Raw genomic sequence first — 19,567 nt, 5'->3', positions numbered from 1 at the left:
TTCAACGACCTCCTGCAGGGGCAACCTGCGCGCGGGTTTCGGGGGTAGGCTCAAGCGCGGGCAATGGCTCGCCCCGATGACTGCGGCTGATCAGGGCGATGGTCAGACCGCACACCAGCACCGCGCCCACCGCCGCCAATAGCGCAACTGGCCCGCCGTGCAAGGCGGTGACCACGTTCTGCTGAGCGGCCATGGCCACCACCACCGGGATGTACATGGCTCCCCAGAAGCCCACACCGAATTCACATTCCTTGCTCATGCCGCCGTTGCGGTGCATGTAAAGCCGTGCGCAGATCAGCAGGATCATGGCGATGCCAACCCCGCCCACATTGGATTTGACGCCCAGCAGCACGCCCAGGAAGTCGCCGACGACGACGCCGGCAAGCGTGCAGACCGCCAGCAGTGCCACACCATAGATGATCATTGTTGTTGTCCTCAGGTAGTGTCGAAGTTGCTTGTTTTTGTTCTTCGTAAACACACATTGATGCGGCTATCACGATCACTGTGGGAGCGGGCTTGCCCGCGAAGCAGGCGATGCGGTGGATGGCACGGGCTTCGCCCGTGTTCGCGGGCAAGCCCGCTCCCACAGTGATCGCGCAAGCTTCCAGAATTTGAACAAGACAGTTCTCAAATTGATCGCGCCAGCAGGCTGCCATCTTCATCGGTTCTGGGCCACCTCCTGGCGCAACAGCGCATCCAGGGTGTCCCAACGGGTGCCTTCCACCGTCACCACCCTGCCCTGTTCGAACACGGGCCGGGCCAGCCCGCTGAGCACGCTGCCAGGCGGCATTTCCAGGTGCAGGCGCACGCCGCGTTCATAGGCGTTGCGCAACGTGGCACGCCAGTCGACCACCCGCGCCATGTTACCGGCCAGGTCGTCGCGCAGGCGCTGAGGGTCGTACACCGGCCGTGCGCTGCTACCACTGAGGTACATAATGCGTGGCCGTTGCAGCTCGACCGTGGCGAAGGCATCGGCCAGCGCCGCAGCCGGGCGGTCCAACAGCGGGCAATGCGACGGCACGCTGACCGCCAGACGCCTCGCCACACCCTGGCCCCGACGACGAGCCCTGGCGGCGACTTCGGCCATCGCCGCATCGCTACCTGCAATGACAATCTGGTTTTCGCTGTTGAGGTTGGCGACGTATACCTCACCGCCCACCTCAATCAGCAAACGCTCGACACTGTTCAAGTCCAGGCCGCTGAGCGCGGTCATGCCGTAGCCTTGCGGGTAGGCGCCCTGCATCAGCTCGCCACGCAGGGCGACCAAACGCACGGCATCGGCAAAGCCCAAGGCACCCGCCACGACCGCAGCCGGATAAGCGCCAATCGACAAGCCCGCCACATAATCCGGTGAAGGGCTGCGTTGCATCAGCCAGCGCGCCCAGGCCACGCCGCTCAGCAGCAGGCACAGCTGCACGGCGCGGGTGTTTTGCAGGGCTTGCTGGCTGTCCATGCCCAGCACCTGCTGGCCGAGGACATCGCTGGCCTCTTCCAGCAGGTGCCCACAACCTTCAGGCAGGCGTTGCAGCATGCCCACCTGCTGGGCACCCTGGCCGGGGAAGGCGAACAGGCTGCTCATGCGGCACGCTCCATCTCGGCCCAAGGGTCGCTGACCAGGCGCGGGCCATGGGGCGACTTGAGCAGCGCACGGGGGGCAAAGCTGGCCCACTCGCGCAGGGCAACCGCACCCGCCGGGGTTTCCAGTTGCACATCGATACGGCATGGCGCGCAGTCGAGAATATCCAGCAGCTCCCGCGCCTGGGCGCGGGCCAGCGGTCGTGGCGTGCGCAGCAGCAGGTCCAGGTCACTGTCGGCGTGTACCACTTCAATGCCAGTTGCGATCTGATACCCCACCCCGCCCGTCGGCCCCCAGGCCAAGCCACGGGCCTGCAATACCAGGGTGACCGAAGCCAGTGCCTGCAATGCAGGCCATGGGCTTTGCTCATGCACGCGCAGGGCTTCAGGGCCTTGCTGACGCTGGATATCGGTCAGGCGCATCAAGGCACCCAACCGCTGCGCCCTACCGTGACCGCGAAGCCCCACCGCCACCCAGCCCGCTTCACAGGTGGCACGGCGCACCACCACCGGCTGACCGCTTGCCAACACCTCCAGCGCCCACTGGGGCGCATCCGTGGGCAAACCCGACACGGGCATCCCCCACAGCAGGTCGTGCGGCCTTGGCGCGTTCATCTCAAGCACCCTGCCACTGGCGGCGTAACTGCTCACATACCTGGCGTGATGCACTGCGGTTTTCACCCGCCAATCGTGACGACAGGTCGGTCGAGTTACCGATATCGCGTACGGCATCGGCCAGGCAAGCACGCACTTGCACGATGTCGGCAGCGCTCGGGGCTTCTGCGCTTTCCACCGTCAGGCGGCGCCACAACAAGCCAAGGGAGGCATAGCTGTTCAGGTCGTAGGCCATGGGTGGAACCTCGGCGGCCAGCGCTTCCAGCTGCTCGACGCTACGCAGGGTAATCCGCGCTGCTGCCGCCTTGCCCATGGCGTGTATCATCACCCCGGCATCGTCCAGAGCGATCAGACGCTGGGCCTGATAGCCATGAGCCAGGAAGGCACCGGACATGGCCTTGCCAACCAGCAAGCCGATCACCGGGTGCCCGGCCAGCCGCGCCTGGGCATAGGCCTGCACGGCACCGGCCAAGGCCTGGTGGATACCCAAGGCCTCCTCACGGCGGCCATAGGCCTGGCTGGGTACATCGATCACCGCGACAATGGCCCGCTTCTGCCCGTCGCGGTCAGCCTCCACCGCCTCGCTCACGGCCTTGGCCAGGCCCCAGCCTTCCAGCAGGCCGACCTCGCCCGAGCGTGCACGGGGGAACGGGTTTCCAGCATCTGGCACCACGGCGATGAAGCGCGCCAGGCGGTTGTCCAGTTCGCCATCGATCACCCGCAACGACGCGGGGTAACCAGGCAAAGCTTGCCCGCCGGCCAGGCCCGGCAGCCAGTTCAGGGCACGGTTCATTGGGCTTCTCCTTGATAAAGGGCGCGTACGGCAGCGGCATCCAGTTGCGGGCAGTCATCGCCCAGCCGGGCCAGCCTGTCGAGGAACCAGACATGCTGGTTGGCGCGATCTCTGGAAGGTGCCTCCAGCAGTTGCAGCAAGCGTTCGCGCAGCGCGTCGATGTCGTCGGCCACATAGCCGTCCACCAATCCGCTGGCATGGCGCTGCTCACCACCGCTCAGGCTCCAGATGAAGGGGCGATCCTTGGCGTCGTACTCGCCAATGCCGGCTTCCTGCTCGATCACTTGCGGGCCGTTGAGGCCCAGGCGGGCTTCGCGGGTGACCAGCAAGTGGCTGCACAGGCCGGCGGCGATGGACATGCCGCCAAAGCAGCCGACCGAACCTGCGATCACGCCGATCACAGGTTGCCAGGCCCGCAGTTCGACAATAGCGGCCTGAATCTCGGCAATGGCTGCCAGGCCCAGGTTGGCCTCTTGCAGGCGCACCCCGCCCGTTTCCAGTAGCAACACGGCGCACATGGGGATGCCGTTGCGGTTGTCTTCGATGGCCAGCTCCAGCGCACCGGCGATCTTTGCACCGCCCACCTCACCCATGCTGCCGCCTTGGAAACCACCTTCGATGGCAGCAACCACAGCATTGCGCCCGTTCAGCCGACCTTTGGCGATCACCACGCCATCATCAGCCTGGGGCACGATGCCTTGGCGCGGCAGCCAGGGTGACATCAGCCGGTCGAACGGCCCCAGCAGTTCACGGAAGCTGCCCGGATCGAGCATGGCGCGCGCACGCTGGCGGGCGCCCAGTTCGACAAAGCTGCGGCTCTGCAGCAAGCGTTCGGTGTCAGTCATGGGCAATCTCCTCGAAGCCTTGCTCAAGGCGTAGGCGCACCACACCAGGGGTGGCGCCAAAGTCATGGATGTCGATGTTCACGGCCGGCCAGGCGCGGCCCTCGAACAGGCGCTGGAACAGTTGCGCCCAGCGGGCAGCACTGCCGTTGACCGAGGTGACCACCTGGATCTGCAGGCTGCCGGCAGTGCCAGGTTCGATCAGCACCTCCAGGTCGCCGGAGCTGACGCAGCCCACCAGCGTGCGGCCACGGCCCGGTTCAGCGGCGGGGAATTGAAAATTCAGGGTTTCCATGTCACAGGCTCCCGGCTTTATCGAGGAACAGGCAGGCGGCCAGCAAATCGGCGGCGCCGCCCGGTGAGGCGTTCAGGTGCAGCAGGTGCTGGTCCAGCTCGCGCAGTTGCCGGCGCCCGGCCAGGGTGGCGCTGCCGCCTTCGGCCAGTACGGCCAGCGCGCCTTGCTGCACGGTGGCCAGACCGGATGGACCGCTACGCCAGAGCACGCAGGTGTCGCTGAGTACGGCCATGATCGCCAGCAGCGCGTCGAGCCGGGCGTGCTGCTCACTGGCACCGGCGGCGCGGCTACGTTGCAGTTGTGGCAGGCCGTGGCCGATGACGGCGGGGAAGCCTTGCTGCGCCTGCTCGCGGGCGCCGCCAGCGCCATAGCGGCGGCGGACCTGCTGGCCATGGCTGTCTTGCGGGGCCATGGCCGGGTCGTCCAGCAGTGCGAGGCGCCCGGCGCGGGCGGCCAGGGTGTTGGCGTCGGCCTGGGGGTCGAGAGCTGTGGCCGCTACCAGCAGGCCGAGTGCCCAGATGGCGCCGCGGTGGGTGTTGACCCCGCCAGTGGTGGCGAGCATGGCGACCTCGCCTTCGCGGCCGAGTTGGCCGAGCGAGGCGCGCAGGGGCTGGCTGATTTCACCGAAGGTTTGGGCGGCTTCGGCCATTTGCCGCAGGCATGGCCACAGTGACAGCGCCGAAGCGTGCATCAGGGACAGGGACATGTCGGGGTGGGCGCCGTTGCTGCGGCGGTCTACCAGGCCAGGTTTGGGGGACAGGTCGGCTTCGTCGATCAGGGCTTCTACGGCCAGGTCGGCCAGGTGATCTGCCACTGAGATTTCGGTTGCCTGAGCGGGCCTCTTCGCGGGCAACCCCGCTCCCACAGGGACCGCGCCAGCCTCGTGGGCGGCGGTAAACCTGTGGGAGCGAGCGTGCTCGCGAAGCGGCACATGCGGTTGCAAGTCGAGTGCGTTCATCACCAGCTCCTGAACCGTGCAGGCGGGTTGTAGAGGCCGCCGGACCACTCGACCAGGTCAGCAATGCTGCGTGCTGCCAGCAGTTCTCGGCTGGCATCGGTGCGGCGGATGCCGAGGTCTTCGGGCAAGGCGATCAGGCCCTGTTGGCGCATGCGCAGGGTGTCTTTCGGGTCGTGCCGCAAGCCGATGGCGGTGACCCCGGCCACGGCGGCGATCATCTGCTGGCGTTCTTCCAGGCTGCGGGCCTTGTACAGATAGGCAATGCCCTCCTCGGTCAGCAAGTGGGTGACGTCGTCGCCGTAGATCATCACCGGCGCCAGGGGCATGCCCGCTTTTTTGGCCACGTCCACGGCATCGAGGGTTTCCACGAAGGTGGGCTTGCCGCCTTCCTGGTAGGTCTCGACCATTTGCACCACCAGCTTGCGGCCGCGCTCCAGCAGGGTTTCCGGCACCGTCATGTCGAGCCAGGCCGGGGTCGCGTGGCGCCTGCCACGCGGGTCGTGGCCCATGTTTGGCGCACCGCCAAAGCCGGCCAGGCGACCACGCGTCACGGTCGAGGAATGGCCATCGCCATCCACTTGCAAGGTGGCACCAATGAACAGGTCGACGGCGTACTGCCCTGCCAGCTGGCACATCATGCGGTTGGAGCGCATCGAGCCATCGCGGCCAGTGAAGAACACGTCCGGGCGCTGGGCGATGTAGTCCTCCATGCCCAGCTCGGTGCCAAAGCAATGCACGCTTTGCACCCAGCCGGTCTCGATGGCCGGAATCAGGGTTGGGTGCGGGTTGAGCGTCCAGTTGCGGCAGACCTTGCCCTTCAGGCCCAAGGACTCGCCGTAGGTGGGCAGGATCAGCTCGATGGCGGCGGTATTGAAGCCAATGCCATGGTTCAGCGATTGCACCTGATGCTTTTCGTAGATGCCGCGAATGGCCATCATCGCCATCAGCACATGCACCGGTTTGATATGGCGCGGGTCACGGGTGAACAACGGTTCTATATAGAATGGCTGGTCGGCGACCACCACGAAATCGACCCACGATGCCGGGATGTCGACGCGTGGCAGATCATCCACGCGGTCCACCAACTGGTTGACCTGGGCAATGACGATACCGTCGCTGAACGCGGCCGGCTCAACCAGTGCCGGGGTGTCTTCGGTGCTGGGGCCGGTGTACAGGTTACCGTCGCGGTCGGCCATGAAGCCGGCCACCAGGGTGACGTTGGGGATCAGGTCGACCAACAGCCGCGAGTAAAGCTCGATGTAAGTGTGGATGGCGCCGACTTCGAGCAGGCCATCTTCCAGCAGTTGGCCGATGCGCAGGCTCTGCGGGCCGGCGAAGGAAAAGTCGAGCTTGCGGGCAATGCCGCGTTCGAACAGGTCCAGGTGCTCGGCGCGGCTGACGCTGGGCATGATCATGTGCAGGTCGTGCAGGCGCCCGGGGTCGACCTTGGCCAGCGCGCGTGAGAGAAAATCGGCCTGCTTCTGGTTGTTGCCTTCCAGTACCACCCGGTCACCGGGGGCCAACAACAACTCCAGCGCTTCGACGATACGTTCGGTGGGCAGCACCACGCCATCGGCGAGGTGGCGGACTCGGTCGAGACGGCGCTGCTTTTCGGCACGCCGGCGCGACCATTGCGGCGGTGGGTTCTGAGTTATTGTCATGGTGACTCCACAGGTTCGCTGTCGTGGAGGTCACCTTAGGGCCGGGTTGACCAACGGATCAATCAAGCTACGGGCGTGTTCGTTACGGTCAGCGTAATGAATGAAGGTGATGGTGACTGAAACTGCATACAGCAAAAATGCACGGTGCCCCTGCATAATTGTCGATTGTGCAAGGCAAATTCGCATGACAGGATCCTGCGATCCTCCAGCGAACTCCAGACTTCACTCGGAAAATCAATAACAAAGCAGGGAGAACGCAATGACTGCGCACGCTCAAACCTCGGCGACCGATCATGTACTGGCCGAGGTCCGCAACCAGGTCGGCCATCTGACACTCAACCGCCCCGCCGGCCTCAATGCCCTGACCCTGGACATGGTCCGTAGCCTGCGTCAGCACCTCGACCAGTGGGCCGAAGACCCGCATGTACGCGCCGTGGTACTGCGCGGCGAAGGCCCCAAAGGCTTCTGTGCCGGGGGCGATATCCGCTCGCTGCACGACAGCTTCAAAGCCGGCGACACGCTGCATGAAACCTTCTTCGTCGAGGAATACGCCCTCGACCTGATCATTCACCGCTACCACAAGCCGGTGCTGGTGCTGATGGACGGCTTCACCCTGGGTGGTGGCATGGGCCTGGCCCAGGGCTGCGACCTGCGTGTGGTCACAGAGCGCAGCCGGCTGGGCATGCCTGAAGTCGGCATCGGTTACTTCCCCGATGTGGGTGGCAGCTACTTCCTGTCGCGCATCCCCGGTGAGCTGGGCACCTACTTGGGCGTCAGCGGCGCACCAATCCAGGCGGCCGACGCGCTGTATTGCGGCCTGGCCGACTGGTACCTGGCCAGTGACCAGCTCGCTGCCCTCGACCAGGGCCTGGACCAGTTGCGCTTTGGTGACAACCCGCTCAAGGACTTGCAGAACTTGTTGGCCAAGCTTGGCACTCAGGCGCTTGACGATGCGCCGCTGGAAACACTGCGCCCGGTGATCGATCACTTCTTTGCCCTGCCCACCGTGCAAGCCATTGTGGAACAGCTGCGTGCGGTCAGCATCGGCGACAGCCATGCCTGGGCCATGGCCACCGCCGACCAGCTGGAAAGCCGCTCGCCGCTGGCGATGGCGGTTACGCTGGAGATGTTGCGCCGTGGCCGCCACCTGGGCCTGGACGACTGCTTCGCCATGGAACTGCACCTGGACCGCCAGTGGTTCCGGCACGGCGACATCATCGAAGGGGTGCGCGCCCTGATCATCGACAAGGACAAGCAGCCCCGCTGGAACCCGCCGACCCTGGCCGCGCTGCAGCAGCAGCGGGTTGACCAATTCTTCGAAGGCCTGTGAGCCCGGGAGTACACAGATGCAAGACCTGGAACTGAGCGAAGAACAAATCATGATCCGCGACATGGCCCGGGACTTTGCCCGTGGCGAGATCGCCCCACATGCCCAGGCCTGGGAAAAGGCCGGCTGGATCGACGATGGCGTGGTGCGCAAGATGGGCGAACTGGGCCTGCTGGGCATGGTGGTGCCCGAGGACTTCGGCGGCAGCTACACCGACTACGTCGCCTACGCCCTGGCCGTGGAGGAAATTGCTGCGGGCTGCGGCGCCACCGGGGCGATGATGAGCATTCACAACTCGGTAGGTTGCGGCCCGCTGCTGGCCTACGGGTCTGCCGAACAGCAAGAGCAATGGCTGCCACGCCTGGCCACCGGCGAGGTGATCGGCTGCTTCTGCCTGACCGAGCCGCAGGCCGGCTCCGAGGCGCACAACCTGCGCACCCGCGCCGAGTTGGTCAACGGCGAGTGGGTCATCAATGGCGCTAAACAATTCGTCAGCAATGCCCGCCGCGCCGGCTTGGCCATCGTCTTCGCGGTGACCGACCCGGAGCTGGGCAAGAAGGGTTTATCGGCGTTCCTGGTGCCCACCGACAACCCAGGGTTCAAGGTAGACCGCAGCGAGCACAAGATGGGCATCCGTGCCTCGGATACCTGCGCGGTTACCTTCGACAACTGCCGTATCCCCGCTGCCAATATCCTCGGCGAACGCGGCAAAGGCCTGGCCATTGCCCTGTCCAACCTGGAAGGCGGCCGCATCGGCATCGCCGCCCAGGCATTGGGCATTGCCCGTGCTGCGTTCGAGGCGGCGTTGGTGTACTCGCGTGACCGCGTGCAGTTCGGCAAGCCGATCAACGAGCACCAGAGCATCGCCAACCTGCTGGCTGACATGCAGGTGCAGGTGAACGCCGCACGTTTGCTGATCCTGCATGCCGCTCGCCTGCGCAGCGCCGGCAAGCCGTGCCTGTCGGAAGCGTCACAGGCCAAGCTGTTCGCGTCGGAAATGGCCGAGCGGGTGTGTTCGATGGCGATCCAGGTGCATGGCGGGTATGGCTACCTGGAGGATTACCCGGTGGAGCGGTACTACCGGGATGCGCGGATTACGCAGATTTATGAAGGGTCGAGCGAAATCCAGCGCATGCTGATTGCGCGGGAGTTGAAGCATTACCCGCTGTAGCTGAAAGGCAACACGGTCATTGTGGGAGCGGGCTTGCCCGCGAATCAGGCAACACGGTGGATGGCACCGGCAAAGCCGGTGTTCGCGGGCAAGCCCGCTCCCACAGGTACAGCGCAAGCTTTAGGTTTTGCGCAATCCTGTAGGCGACAGGCTTACGAAAGCGTCACTCGCCTACCGCCAATACCGCGCATCATCCACCACCTTCGCATGCCCCTCGAACAACGCCGGCAGCTGCTCCTTGAGGTAGTCGATCCACGTCCGCACCTTGGCATCCAGGTAGTGCCGTGACGGGTACATCGCATACAGCGCACTTTCGCGCAGGCGGTACGGCGCCAGCAGCCGGCACAAGCGCCCCTGCTCGATCGCCTGGCTGGCGGTATAGAACGGCAACAGGCCAATACCCATGCCCAACTCGCTGGCCACCAGCATGGCGTCGGCGACGTTCGTGGAGAAACTGTCGTTCGGCGCGATCACACACTGGTCAACCCCTTGCGGGAATACCCAGTCGCCTTCATACATCGGGTAGGCCATGCGCAGGCAGCGGTGGCTGTGCAAGTCTTCGGGGCGTTCTGGCACACCATAGGTTTCCAGGTAAGCGGGGGCCGCGCAGGGGATGCTGAAAATGTTGCCCAACGGCACGGCAATCAGCTGCGAATCCGGCAGCGCACCGTCCACGGTAATCACCACATCGTGTCCTTCAGCCAGCGGGTCGGGGTTGCGCTGGGACAGGGTCAATTCGATTACCACTTCCGGGCACAGCGCGTTGTAGCCCGCCACAAGCGGCATCAACAACAGACCCAGCCCGTGCGGGCAATGCAAGCGCAGTCGCCCGCGAGGCGTGAGGTGCGCGCCACGCGCCTCGCCCACCGCTTCTTCGGTCAGCAGCATGATCTGCCGCGCACGCTCAAGAAACCGCTCGCCCGCCTCGCTCATGCGCAGACGCCGGGTGGTGCGGTGCAGCAGGCGGGTCTGTAGCTGGTTTTCCAATTCCGCGACGATGCGCGAAACCTGCGCCGCAGAGATGTCCAGGGCATTGGCGGCCGCAGCGAAGCTGCCACATTCCACCACACGGGCGAAGGTACGCATGGCATGCAGCATGTCCATGAGGGTGTGCTCCTTGTTCAGTCTTATTCTTGCGTTACAGGCAGGAATCTATCACGGACTAGCCCATTTATTGTGGATGACCAATGAATACATCATGAGTCATACATTGAAGAACAGGAGCCTGCCATGAAACGTTCGATCGCTGTAATTGCCGTTGCCGCTGCCCTCGCCTCGTTCGGTGCCTTTGCCGATGCAGGCAACAGCCAACCGGTCAGCAGCAGCAACTACGCGTACGGCATGCCGCTGGATGTGGCCAAAGTGATCTCCATCACACCAGCCAGCAATGCCGCCGACTGCCAGGTGGGCACTGCGCACATGGTGTACGTCGACCATCAAGGCCAGAAACGCGAAGTGGACTACCGCGAAATGGGCAACTGTTCGCAGCAGTGAATCAGGCCAGCACCTGGGTGATCCAGGCCACCTGCAGATTGAAGTCGTCGATCTTTACCTGAGGCACCGCATCGCGGGCACGTTCGAAGTTGGCCAGGGTTTGCTGCTTCTGCTTGAGCATGCGCCGCCACTTGACCAGAAACGCCTCGCTTTTCTCCTGCATCAGCACTGGGCCGAAGTACAGCTGTTCCCCGGTGTACGCAGCCTCGCCCGGCTCGGCAACGATGATCTCGTAGTCGAAGCGGTTTTCCCGCAGCAGTTCTTCGCTGACGATGCGGTAACCGTTACCCACCAGCCATTCGCGCAGCTCGCGCTCAGCGCCATTGGGCTGCAGCACCAGGCGCGTGACGCCAGCCAGGCGCTGCTTGCCGGCCTCAAGGATCTCGCACATGGTTTCGCCACCCATGCCGCAGATGCTGACCACCGAAATACGGTCGCTGGGCTCTACCGCTGCCAGGCCATCGGCCAGGCGCACGGTGATGCGGCCTTCCAGGCCGTTCCTGCGCACTTTGCGCTGGGCCGACGCGAATGGCGTCTGTGCCACTTCACCCGCTACCCCGGCCTCGATCACGCCACGCAACATCAACGCCACCGGCAGGTAGCCATGGTCCGAGCCGATGTCGGCCAAGCGTGCGCCCTGCGGCACATGGGCTGCCACGCGCTCCAGGCGTCTGGACAAAGTCTGTTCGTTCAACGTAAGCCCCTGGCTTTGCAATAGGCCGCGATTCTGACGGCGAACGCCGCGCATTTCAAACACAGGGGCGCCCTCGACCCGCCCGCGCTGCTCGCGTAGGCTTGCACGTTTCCTTCCGTAGCAAGGCAAAACACACCATGGCAAACGCAGACATCATCTACACCCCGGACCCGGACGACGAGTCGATTTCGTCCGACGTCGCCGAGTACAACGGCGTACTGGTCACCACCCAGATCCCGACCCATGCCGACGGCAGCCTGGAACTGGGCGGTATCGTCGAGCAAAGCGAATGCACCCTGCAGGCGCTGAAAGTGGCGTTGGAGAAGGCCGGCAGCGGCATGGACCGCGTGCTGCACCTGACCATCTACCTGACCGACATGGCCGACCGTGCCGCGTTCAACGAGGTGTACCAGCGCTTCTTCAGCAAGCCATGGCCGGTGCGCGCCGCCGTGGGGGTAGCCTCCCTGGCGTTCGAAGGCATGCGCGTCGAAGTAACCGCAATGGCCGCCAAGCGCTGATCTACCTGCAAGGGCCCTATCGCCGGCAAGCCAGCTCCCACCTTGACGGCATCGGCCTCAAGCCATATGCAATCCCTGTGGGAGCTGGCTTGCCGGCGATAGGGCCGCTACAAGCAATACACCTCCCGGCACCCCGATGATGCCGCCAGCCCGTTTCGCCGCTACAATGCCCGCCTAAACCGTGACAGCCCGAAAATATAACGACATGTCCCTTCCAAAGAATCACCTGGAACTGCTCAGCCCTGCCCGTGACGTGGCCATCGCCCGTGAAGCGATCCTGCACGGCGCTGACGCCATCTACATCGGCGGCCCAAGCTTTGGTGCGCGCCACAACGCCTGCAACGAGGTCAGCGAGATCGCCGAACTGGTCGAGTTCGCCCGTCGCTACCATGCACGCGTGTTCACCACCATCAACACCATCCTCCACGACAACGAGCTGGAACCGGCACGCAAGCTGATCCACCAGCTGTACGACGCCGGTGTCGACGCGCTGATCGTGCAGGACCTGGGGGTGATGGAACTGGATATCCCGCCGATCGAGCTGCACGCCAGTACCCAGACAGACATCCGTACCCTGGAACGGGCCAAGTTCCTCGACCAGGCCGGCTTCTCGCAACTGGTGCTGGCCCGCGAGCTGAACCTGCAGCAAATTCGCGCCATCGCCGCCGAAACCGATGCTGCCATCGAGTTCTTCATCCACGGTGCGCTGTGTGTGGCCTTCTCCGGCCAGTGCAACATCTCCCACGCGCAAACCGGCCGCAGCGCCAACCGTGGCGACTGCTCGCAGGCCTGCCGCCTGCCCTACACCCTGAAGGATGACCAGGGCCGCGTGGTGGCGTTCGAGAAGCACCTGCTGTCGATGAAGGACAACAACCAGACCGCCAACCTGGCCGACCTGGTCGATGCCGGCGTGCGCTCGTTCAAGATCGAGGGCCGCTACAAGGACATGGGCTATGTGAAGAACATCACGGCCCACTACCGCAAAGAGCTCGACGCCATCCTCGAAGGCCGCCCGGCCTATGCCCGTGCATCCAGCGGCCGTACCGAGCACTTCTTCCTGCCCGACCCGGACAAGACCTTCCACCGCGGCAGCACCGACTACTTCGTCACTGACCGCAAGGTCGATATCGGCGCCTTCGACTCGCCAACCTTCACCGGTCTGCCGGTGGGCGTGGTGGAAAAGGTCGGCAAGCGTGACATGCAAGTGGTCACCGACGTACCGCTGACCAACGGCGACGGCCTCAACGTGCTGGTGAAGCGCGAAGTGGTGGGCTTCCGTGCCAACATCGCCGAACCACGCGGCGAGTTCGAGGAAGACGGCCACAAGCGTTACCGCTACCGCGTCGAGCCCAACGAAATGCCCGACGGCCTGCACAAGCTGCGGCCCAACCACCCGCTGTCGCGCAACCTCGACCACAACTGGCAGCAGGCCCTGCAACGCACCTCGTCCGAGCGGCGGGTTGGCGTAGAGTGGCATGCCGTGCTGCGCGAGCAGCGCCTGATGCTGACCCTGAGCAGTGAAGAGGGCGTGAGCGTGCAGGTGGCGCTGGATGGCCCGTTCGGCGCGGCCAACAAACCGCAGCAGGCGCTGGACCAGTTGCACGACCTGCTCGGTCAGCTGGGCACTACGATGTACCACGCCGACAGCATCCAGCTGGATGCCCCGCAGGCGTACTTCATCCCCAACTCGCAGCTCAAGGCCCTGCGCCGCGAAGCCATCGAGGCACTGACCGAAGCGCGGATCAAGGCGCACCCGCGTGGCGGGCGCAAGGCCGAGACCACGCCACCACCGGTGTACCCCGAGTCGCACCTGTCGTTCCTGGCCAACGTGTACAACCAGAAGGCCCGCGACTTCTACCACCGCCACGGCGTGCAACTGATCGACGCGGCCTACGAGGCCCATGAAGAGCACGGCGAAGTGCCGGTGATGATCACCAAGCATTGCCTGCGCTTCTCCTTCAACCTGTGCCCCAAGCAGGCCAAGGGCGTAACCGGCGTGCGCACCAAGGTGGCACCGATGCAGCTGATCCAGGGTGACGAAGTGCTGACCCTGAAGTTCGACTGCAAACCGTGCGAAATGCATGTGGTCGGCAAGATGAAGAGCCACATCATCGACCTGCCGACGCCAGGCAGCGCGGTGGCCCAGGTGGTAGGGCATATCAGCCCGGAAGACCTGCTGAAAACCATCCCGCGCGGGCCGCATTGATCTTCGATCTGTACGGGCCTCTTCGCGGCTAAAGCCGCTCCCACAGGGAAATCACAGCATTTGAAGCGGTGAAAATCCCTGTAGGAGCGGCTTTAGCCGCGAAAGGGCCCGGAAAGATACAAAAAGGTCTCATATGAGACCTTTCCACTTGATCCCCCACCTGATTTCTGCACAATAATTGCCATGCGACCCACGCGAGGCATAGCGATGCACCCCACTCCCCACGACGAACGCCTGCTCAAGGCCCTCGCCCACGCCATTGTGGTCCACCCACGCGCCACCCTGAAGGAGCTGGCCGAAACCGCCGGTGTCAGTAAAGCCACCCTGCATCGCTTCTGCGGCACCCGCGACAACCTGGTGACCCTGCTTGAAAACCACGGCGAACAGGTGCTCAACCAGGTGATCGACAATGCCGCCCTGCACACGGCCGAGCCCTTGGCCGCCGTGCGGCACCTGATTGCCGAACACCTCAAGCACCGCGAAATGCTGGTGTTCCTGATGTTCCAGTACCGCCCCGACACCTTGCTGGGCGACAGCGAAGACCGCCGCTGGCTCGCCTACACCCAGGCGATGGATGCGTTTTTCCTGCGCGCGCAGCAGATGGGCGTGCTGCGTATCGACATCAGCGCGGCCGTGTTTACCGAGATGTTTATCACCCAGATCTACGGCATGGTCGATGCCGAGCGGCGTGGGCGTGCCGCCAGTGCCAATTCGGCACAGGCGTTGGAGCAGCTGTTCCTGCAAGGTGCGCTGGCCAGGCCCTGAAAGCCAAGGTGGCACGGGCCCTGAGCGGCCTCAAGCGCAAAAAAAGGCCCCTGAGCACAAGTCCCAGGGGCCAAAACGGTTGGATCATCCAACCAAAGGAGCCGTTGTCAGCCGCGCTCAGGCCACCCACCGCCCAGGGCACGGAACAGGTCCACCAGCGCCAGCTGCCGCTGCGTACTCACCTCGATGAACGCCGCCTCGTTCACAAAATCACTACGCTGCGCATCCAGGTAGCGCAGGTGGCTATCGATCCCGCCCTCGTAACGCGCCTTGGCCAGGGCCAGGGTGGCACGGCTGGTGTCGGCCAGGGTTCGCCGCGCCACTTCCTCGCGGCGCAGGGTATCGGTGGCCGCCAGGGCATCTGCCACTTCACGAAACGCCTGCTGAATTGTCCCTTCGTACGCGGCTACTGCCGAATCCTTGCGCGCTTCGGCCAGGCTCAACCCCGCCCGGTTGCGCCCGGCATCGAAGATGGGCAGCGACACCTGAGGCATGAAGCTCCAACTGCGCGAACCGCCGTCAAACAGCCCAGACACCTGGGTACTCGACGTCCCCAGGCTGCCGGTGAGGCTGATACGCGGGAAGAACGCCGCCCGCGCCGCGCCAATGTCGGCATTGCGCGCCCGCAGGCGGTGCTCGGCGGCGAGGATGTCCGGCCGCCGCTCAAGCAGCGCCGAGGGCGCACCGGGGACGATGTCCTGCAGTACGCTCGGCGCGGCCTGGCGCTCGGTCGGCAACGCCTTGGTCAGCTCACGGTTGCCCACCAGCAGCACGAGCGCGTTATAGGCCTGGCGTTGCTGGCGCAGATTGCTCTCCTGCTCGGCGCGGGATTGCTCGACCAGGCCAAGCGCCTCCTGATGGTCCAGGGCCGTGGCGGCACCTGCGGTACGACGCTGGCCAATCAGCGCGAGCGAGTCCTCGCGGCTGGCCAGGGTCTGCCGGGTCAGCGCCAGGCGCCGCTCGCTGCCGTCGAGGCTCAGGTAGGCCTGACTTACCTCGGCAATCAAGGCGATGCGCGCCGCACGGCCAGCTTCTTCGGTAGCCAGGTATTGCTCCAGCGCCGCATCACTCAGGCTCTTCACCCGGCCAAACAGGTCGACTTCGTATTCAGGCAGCGACAGCCCGACCTGATATGTACTGGCAACCCCTTCGCCCCCCTCACTGGCCAGCGTGGCAGGCTGGTGCTGGCGGTTACCTGAAGCCACGCCGCTCAACCCCGGCATGCGCTCAGCACGCTGGATGCGGTATTGCGCCCGCGCCTGGTCAATGTCCAGCAGGGACTGACGCAGCGAGCGGTTGTTGTCCAACGCCGCGCTCACCAGCTGGCGCAACGTCGGGTCAACGATAAACGCCTGCCAGTCCAGCTGGCCCACCTGCTGCCCCGGAAGGTGGGCGGCATCGCGCCACTGGCTGGCCACCGGCGCCTCGGGCCGCTGGTAGGTGGGTGCCAGGGAACAACCGCTGGCCAGCACCGCCAGGGTGAAGGGTACTAACAGATTACGCAGGGCCATCACTCCAGCACCTCGGCAGGTTGGGCCTGCTGCGCTGGCTTGCGCTTGAGCCGCGACAGCACCCAGACAAAACAGATCGGCACGAACACCACCCCCAACAACGTCGCGCTAAGCATGCCGCCAATCACCCCGGTGCCAATCGCCCGCTGGCTGGCGGCACCGGCACCACTGGCGATGGCCAGGGGCACCACGCCGAGAATGAACGCCATCGACGTCATCACGATTGGCCGGAAGCGCAGGCGTGCAGCCTCGATGGCAGCGTCACGCAGGCTGTAGCCCTTCTCCCAAAGCTCTTTGGCGAACTCGACGATCAGGATGGCGTTCTTCGCTGCCAGGCCGATGATGGTGATCAAGCCGACCTTGAAATACACGTCGTTGGGCATGCCGGTGACCATTACCGCCAGCACAGCCCCCAGCGCACCGATCGGCACGATGAGCATCACCGTCAGCGGGATCGCCCAGCTTTCGTACAGCGCCACCAGCAGCAGAAACACCACCAGGATGGCCAAGGCGAACAGGCTGCTGGCCTGGCCACTGGAAACCTTTTCCTGGTACGACAGGCCCGTCCAGGCGTAGCCGATCCCCGGCGGCAGCTCGCTGACCAGGCGCTCCATCTCGGCCATGGCCTGGCCGGTGCTGTAGCCCGCTGCGGCATCACCGGAAATACGGATGGACGGGTAGCCGTTGTACCGCACGATCTGTACCGGACCTTCTTCCCAGTGGGTGCTGACAAAGCTGCTGAACGGCACCTGCTGGCCATCGGCGTTGGGGGCGTACAGGCGCAGTACGCTTTCTGGCGTCATGCGCTCGCCCTGCTCGGCCTGCACCACCACCCGCTGTTGCCGGCCGGCGTTGGTGAAGTCGTTGATCACCGCCGAGCCAAAGGCAGTGGCCAGGGTGTTGTTGATGGTTTCGAAGGTGACGCCCAAGGCGCGGGCCTTCTCCCGATCAATGTCAACCCGCAGCTGCGGGGCCTCGGCCAAGCCTTCCATCATCGCGTAGAGGATGATCGGGTTGCCGTTGGCCTCACCAAGCACCTTGTCACGCGCCGCCAGCAAGGCGTCACGGCCAAGGCCGCCTCGGTCGAGCAGGCGCAAGGCAAAACCACCCGCGTTACCCAGGCCATCGATGGGTGGCGGGTTGACCGCCATGATCGCGCCATCGCCGTAACCGGCGAACTGAGCATTGATCGCTTGGGTTTCGGCGTCCACCGATTGCGCGGCGCTGCGCACAGACCAGTCCTTGTAGGTGGGGAACGCCAGGGCGGCATTTTCACCCATGCCCGAGAAACTGAAACCACTGACCATGAACGCCGACGCCAGTGCCTCACGCGACATCAGGAACTGCTCCAGGGCTTGCCCGGTCGCGTCGGTGCGCACACGGCTGGCCCCCGGCGGCAATTGCACGTCAACAATCGCATAGCCCTGGTCTTCCACCGGCACGAAGGATTCCGGCAGGCGCAGGTAGCAGTAACCGAGCACTGCCAATAGGCCAGCATACACCAGCATGTAGCGGCCGGCACGGCGCACCAGCGCATTGTTCATCACCGAGTAGCGTTCGGTCAGCCGCGCAAAGCCACGGTTGAAAGCACCGAAGAAGCCACCCTTCTCATGGTGCCCGGGTGCCACCGGCTTGAGCAACGTAGCGCACAAGGCAGGTGTGAAGGTAAGCGCGAGAAAGCCCGAGAACAGGATCGACACCGCCAGCGACAGAGAAAACTGCTGGTAGATCACCCCCACCGAGCCGGACATGAACGCCAACGGCATGAACACCGCCGACAGCACCAGGGTGATGCCGATGATCGCGCCAGACACCTGCCCCATGGCCTTGACGGTGGCGTCGGCCGGCGACAGCCCCTCCTCGGCCATGATCCGCTCAACGTTCTCCACCACCACGATGGCGTCATCGACCAGGATGCCAATGGCCAGCACCATGCCGAACATGGTCATCATGTTCACCGAGAAGCCCAGCAGCTTCATCACCATCAGCGTACCCAGCAGGCACACCGGCACCACGATCGACGGGATCAGCGTGTAACGGATGTTCTGCAGGAACAGGAACATCACCAGGAACACCAGCACCATGGCTTCGAGCAAGGTGTGGATGACCTTCTCGATGGCCACGTCGACAAACCGCGAGGTGTCGTAGGGCACCGAATACTCGACACCTTCGGGGAAGAACGCGCTTAGCTCGGCCAGGCGCTCCTTGACCCGCTCGGCGGTTTTCAGGGCATTGGCACCCGGTGCCAGCTGCACGGCGCCAGCCACCGCCGGCTTGCCATTCAGGCGCGAGGAAAAGTTGTAGCTTTCCATGCCCACTTCCAGGCGGGCGACGTCGGCCAGGCGCACCAGCGAACCGTCCGGGTTGGCGCGCAGCACCACACGGCCGAATGCCTGTGGGTCGTCCAGCGTGCCGTGCACCGCCAGGGTGGCGGTCAGTTCCTGCTGGCTGCTGCCTGGCGCGCTGCCAAAGCTGCCGGCCGGCACCTGCACGTTCTGGCCGCGGATGGCATTGCTCACGTCATCGATAGACAGCCCGTAGCCCACCAGTTTCTGTGGGTCGACCCACACGCGCATGGCCGCTTCTGACGAGAAGAACTGCAACTTGCCCACGCCCGGTACCCGACGCAGCTCGTTGTTGATATTGCGCGCAGCGTAGTCACCCAGCGCCGTGGTGTCGGCCTGGCCTGCGCCATCCTTGTAGCTGAGGGCATAGATCAGCAAAAAGCCGGCGCTGGTCTGCTCTACCTGGATGCCTTGGGTGATCACCGCCTGCGGCATGCGCGCTTCGGCCTTTTTCAGACGGTTCTGCACATCGACCTGGGCCAGCTCCGGGTCGGTACCCGGCTCAAAAGTGACCACCACTTCGGCCATGCCGTTGGAGTTGTTGGTGGACTCGAAATACAGCAGGTTCCTGGCGCCGTTCAGCGACTCTTCGATGATGCTGGTGACCGAATCCACCAGCACCTTGGCCGACGCCCCCGGGTAGGTGGCGGTAATGGTGATTTGTGGCGGCGCCACGTTGGGGTACTGGGCCACCGGCAGCGTAGGGATTACCAACAGCCCGGCCAGCGAAATGAACAGCGCCACGACCCAGGCGAAGTTCGGCCGTTTGATGAAGAACTTGGACATCGCGTTACCCT

18 protein-coding genes are annotated in these 19,567 nt (G+C 64.5%); 6 read left to right on the top strand and 12 right to left on the bottom strand.

The features are described from left to right. Position 1 precedes the first annotated feature (1 nt). The 8 genes from madL to mdcA all read right to left on the bottom strand — a co-directional run bounded on the left by madL (position 2) and on the right by mdcA (position 6,739). Positions 2–424 carry a malonate transporter subunit MadL gene (madL, locus tag QQL85_RS21255; RefSeq protein WP_284356120.1) on the bottom strand — a complete coding sequence of 141 codons (423 nt, stop codon included), beginning with the start codon at positions 422–424 and terminating at the stop codon, positions 2–4. A 234-nt stretch (positions 425–658) separates the two neighbouring features. Further along, positions 659–1,579: a malonate decarboxylase subunit epsilon gene (mdcH, locus tag QQL85_RS21250; protein WP_284356121.1), complete on the bottom strand. Its 921-nt coding sequence runs from the start codon at positions 1,577–1,579 to the stop codon at positions 659–661. After that, positions 1,576–2,190, bottom strand: a complete 615-nt coding sequence (locus QQL85_RS21245; RefSeq protein ID WP_284356122.1) for a malonate decarboxylase holo-ACP synthase — start codon at positions 2,188–2,190, stop codon at positions 1,576–1,578. The genes mdcH and QQL85_RS21245 overlap by 4 nt, the downstream gene beginning before the upstream one ends. Before the next feature lies 1 nt (position 2,191). Continuing rightward, positions 2,192–2,983, bottom strand: a complete 792-nt coding sequence (mdcE, locus tag QQL85_RS21240) for a biotin-independent malonate decarboxylase subunit gamma (protein ID WP_284356123.1) — start codon at positions 2,981–2,983, stop codon at positions 2,192–2,194. Further along, the gene (locus QQL85_RS21235) at positions 2,980–3,828 is read right to left on the bottom strand and encodes a biotin-independent malonate decarboxylase subunit beta (RefSeq protein WP_284356124.1); all 849 of its coding nucleotides are present in this window, start codon (positions 3,826–3,828) and stop codon (positions 2,980–2,982) included. The genes mdcE and QQL85_RS21235 overlap by 4 nt, the downstream gene beginning before the upstream one ends. Then, on the bottom strand, positions 3,821–4,120 hold the full coding sequence (locus QQL85_RS21230) for a malonate decarboxylase subunit delta (RefSeq protein WP_016713945.1): 300 nt from the start codon (positions 4,118–4,120) through the stop codon (positions 3,821–3,823). Before QQL85_RS21230 ends, QQL85_RS21235 begins: the two co-directional genes overlap by 8 nt. 1 nt (position 4,121) lies before the next feature. Further along, positions 4,122–5,078, bottom strand: a complete 957-nt coding sequence (locus QQL85_RS21225) for a triphosphoribosyl-dephospho-CoA synthase (protein ID WP_284356125.1) — start codon at positions 5,076–5,078, stop codon at positions 4,122–4,124. Further along, complete coding sequence (gene mdcA, locus QQL85_RS21220; RefSeq protein ID WP_284356126.1) at positions 5,078–6,739, bottom strand: malonate decarboxylase subunit alpha; 1,662 nt, start codon at positions 6,737–6,739, stop codon at positions 5,078–5,080. The genes QQL85_RS21225 and mdcA overlap by 1 nt, the downstream gene beginning before the upstream one ends. 259 nt (positions 6,740–6,998) lie before the next feature. Between mdcA and QQL85_RS21215 the strand changes: the two genes are divergently transcribed. After that, positions 6,999–8,069, top strand: coding sequence for an enoyl-CoA hydratase/isomerase family protein (locus tag QQL85_RS21215; RefSeq protein ID WP_284356127.1), 1,071 nt, complete (start codon positions 6,999–7,001; stop codon positions 8,067–8,069). A gap of 16 nt (positions 8,070–8,085) precedes the next feature. Further along, the gene (locus QQL85_RS21210; RefSeq protein ID WP_284356128.1) at positions 8,086–9,237 is read left to right on the top strand and encodes an acyl-CoA dehydrogenase family protein; all 1,152 of its coding nucleotides are present in this window, start codon (positions 8,086–8,088) and stop codon (positions 9,235–9,237) included. A 171-nt stretch (positions 9,238–9,408) separates the two neighbouring features. Here the strand turns inward: QQL85_RS21210 and QQL85_RS21205 are convergent, their stop codons facing one another. Further along, entirely contained in the window at positions 9,409–10,341 is a 933-nt protein-coding gene (locus QQL85_RS21205) for a LysR family transcriptional regulator (RefSeq protein WP_284356129.1), read from the bottom strand. A gap of 126 nt (positions 10,342–10,467) precedes the next feature. Between QQL85_RS21205 and QQL85_RS21200 the strand changes: the two genes are divergently transcribed. Further along, a complete protein-coding gene (locus QQL85_RS21200; RefSeq protein ID WP_284356130.1) occupies positions 10,468–10,731 on the top strand; it encodes a DUF2790 domain-containing protein in 264 nt (87 codons plus the stop codon). Between the two features lies 1 nt (position 10,732). Here QQL85_RS21200 and QQL85_RS21195 read toward each other — a convergent pair whose 3' ends face one another. Then, positions 10,733–11,425, bottom strand: a complete 693-nt coding sequence (locus tag QQL85_RS21195; RefSeq protein ID WP_284356131.1) for a tRNA (adenine(22)-N(1))-methyltransferase — start codon at positions 11,423–11,425, stop codon at positions 10,733–10,735. A 137-nt stretch (positions 11,426–11,562) separates the two neighbouring features. Here QQL85_RS21195 and QQL85_RS21190 point away from each other — a divergent pair, with 137 nt between their 5' ends. The 3 genes from QQL85_RS21190 to QQL85_RS21180 all read left to right on the top strand — a co-directional run bounded on the left by QQL85_RS21190 (position 11,563) and on the right by QQL85_RS21180 (position 14,914). Further along, complete coding sequence (locus tag QQL85_RS21190; protein WP_284356132.1) at positions 11,563–11,943, top strand: RidA family protein; 381 nt, start codon at positions 11,563–11,565, stop codon at positions 11,941–11,943. A 205-nt stretch (positions 11,944–12,148) separates the two neighbouring features. Then, positions 12,149–14,149, top strand: a complete 2,001-nt coding sequence (locus QQL85_RS21185; protein WP_284356133.1) for a peptidase U32 family protein — start codon at positions 12,149–12,151, stop codon at positions 14,147–14,149. 207 nt (positions 14,150–14,356) lie between these two features. After that, a complete protein-coding gene (locus QQL85_RS21180; protein ID WP_284356134.1) occupies positions 14,357–14,914 on the top strand; it encodes a TetR/AcrR family transcriptional regulator in 558 nt (185 codons plus the stop codon). Between the two features lie 107 nt (positions 14,915–15,021). Here QQL85_RS21180 and QQL85_RS21175 read toward each other — a convergent pair whose 3' ends face one another. Together QQL85_RS21175 and QQL85_RS21170 are read right to left on the bottom strand one after the other, a co-directional pair. After that, positions 15,022–16,425 carry an efflux transporter outer membrane subunit gene (locus tag QQL85_RS21175; RefSeq protein ID WP_284356135.1) on the bottom strand — a complete coding sequence of 468 codons (1,404 nt, stop codon included), beginning with the start codon at positions 16,423–16,425 and terminating at the stop codon, positions 15,022–15,024. Then, positions 16,425–19,556, bottom strand: a complete 3,132-nt coding sequence (locus QQL85_RS21170; protein WP_284356136.1) for an efflux RND transporter permease subunit — start codon at positions 19,554–19,556, stop codon at positions 16,425–16,427. The genes QQL85_RS21175 and QQL85_RS21170 overlap by 1 nt, the downstream gene beginning before the upstream one ends. Positions 19,557–19,567 lie beyond the last annotated feature (11 nt).

The sequence above is a fragment of the Pseudomonas putida genome (assembly GCF_030159595.1).
Classification (GTDB): domain Bacteria; phylum Pseudomonadota; class Gammaproteobacteria; order Pseudomonadales; family Pseudomonadaceae; genus Aquipseudomonas; species Aquipseudomonas putida_AC.
Note: the sequence above shows the minus strand (reverse complement) of the source record. Positions and strands in the feature narration are given on the sequence as shown.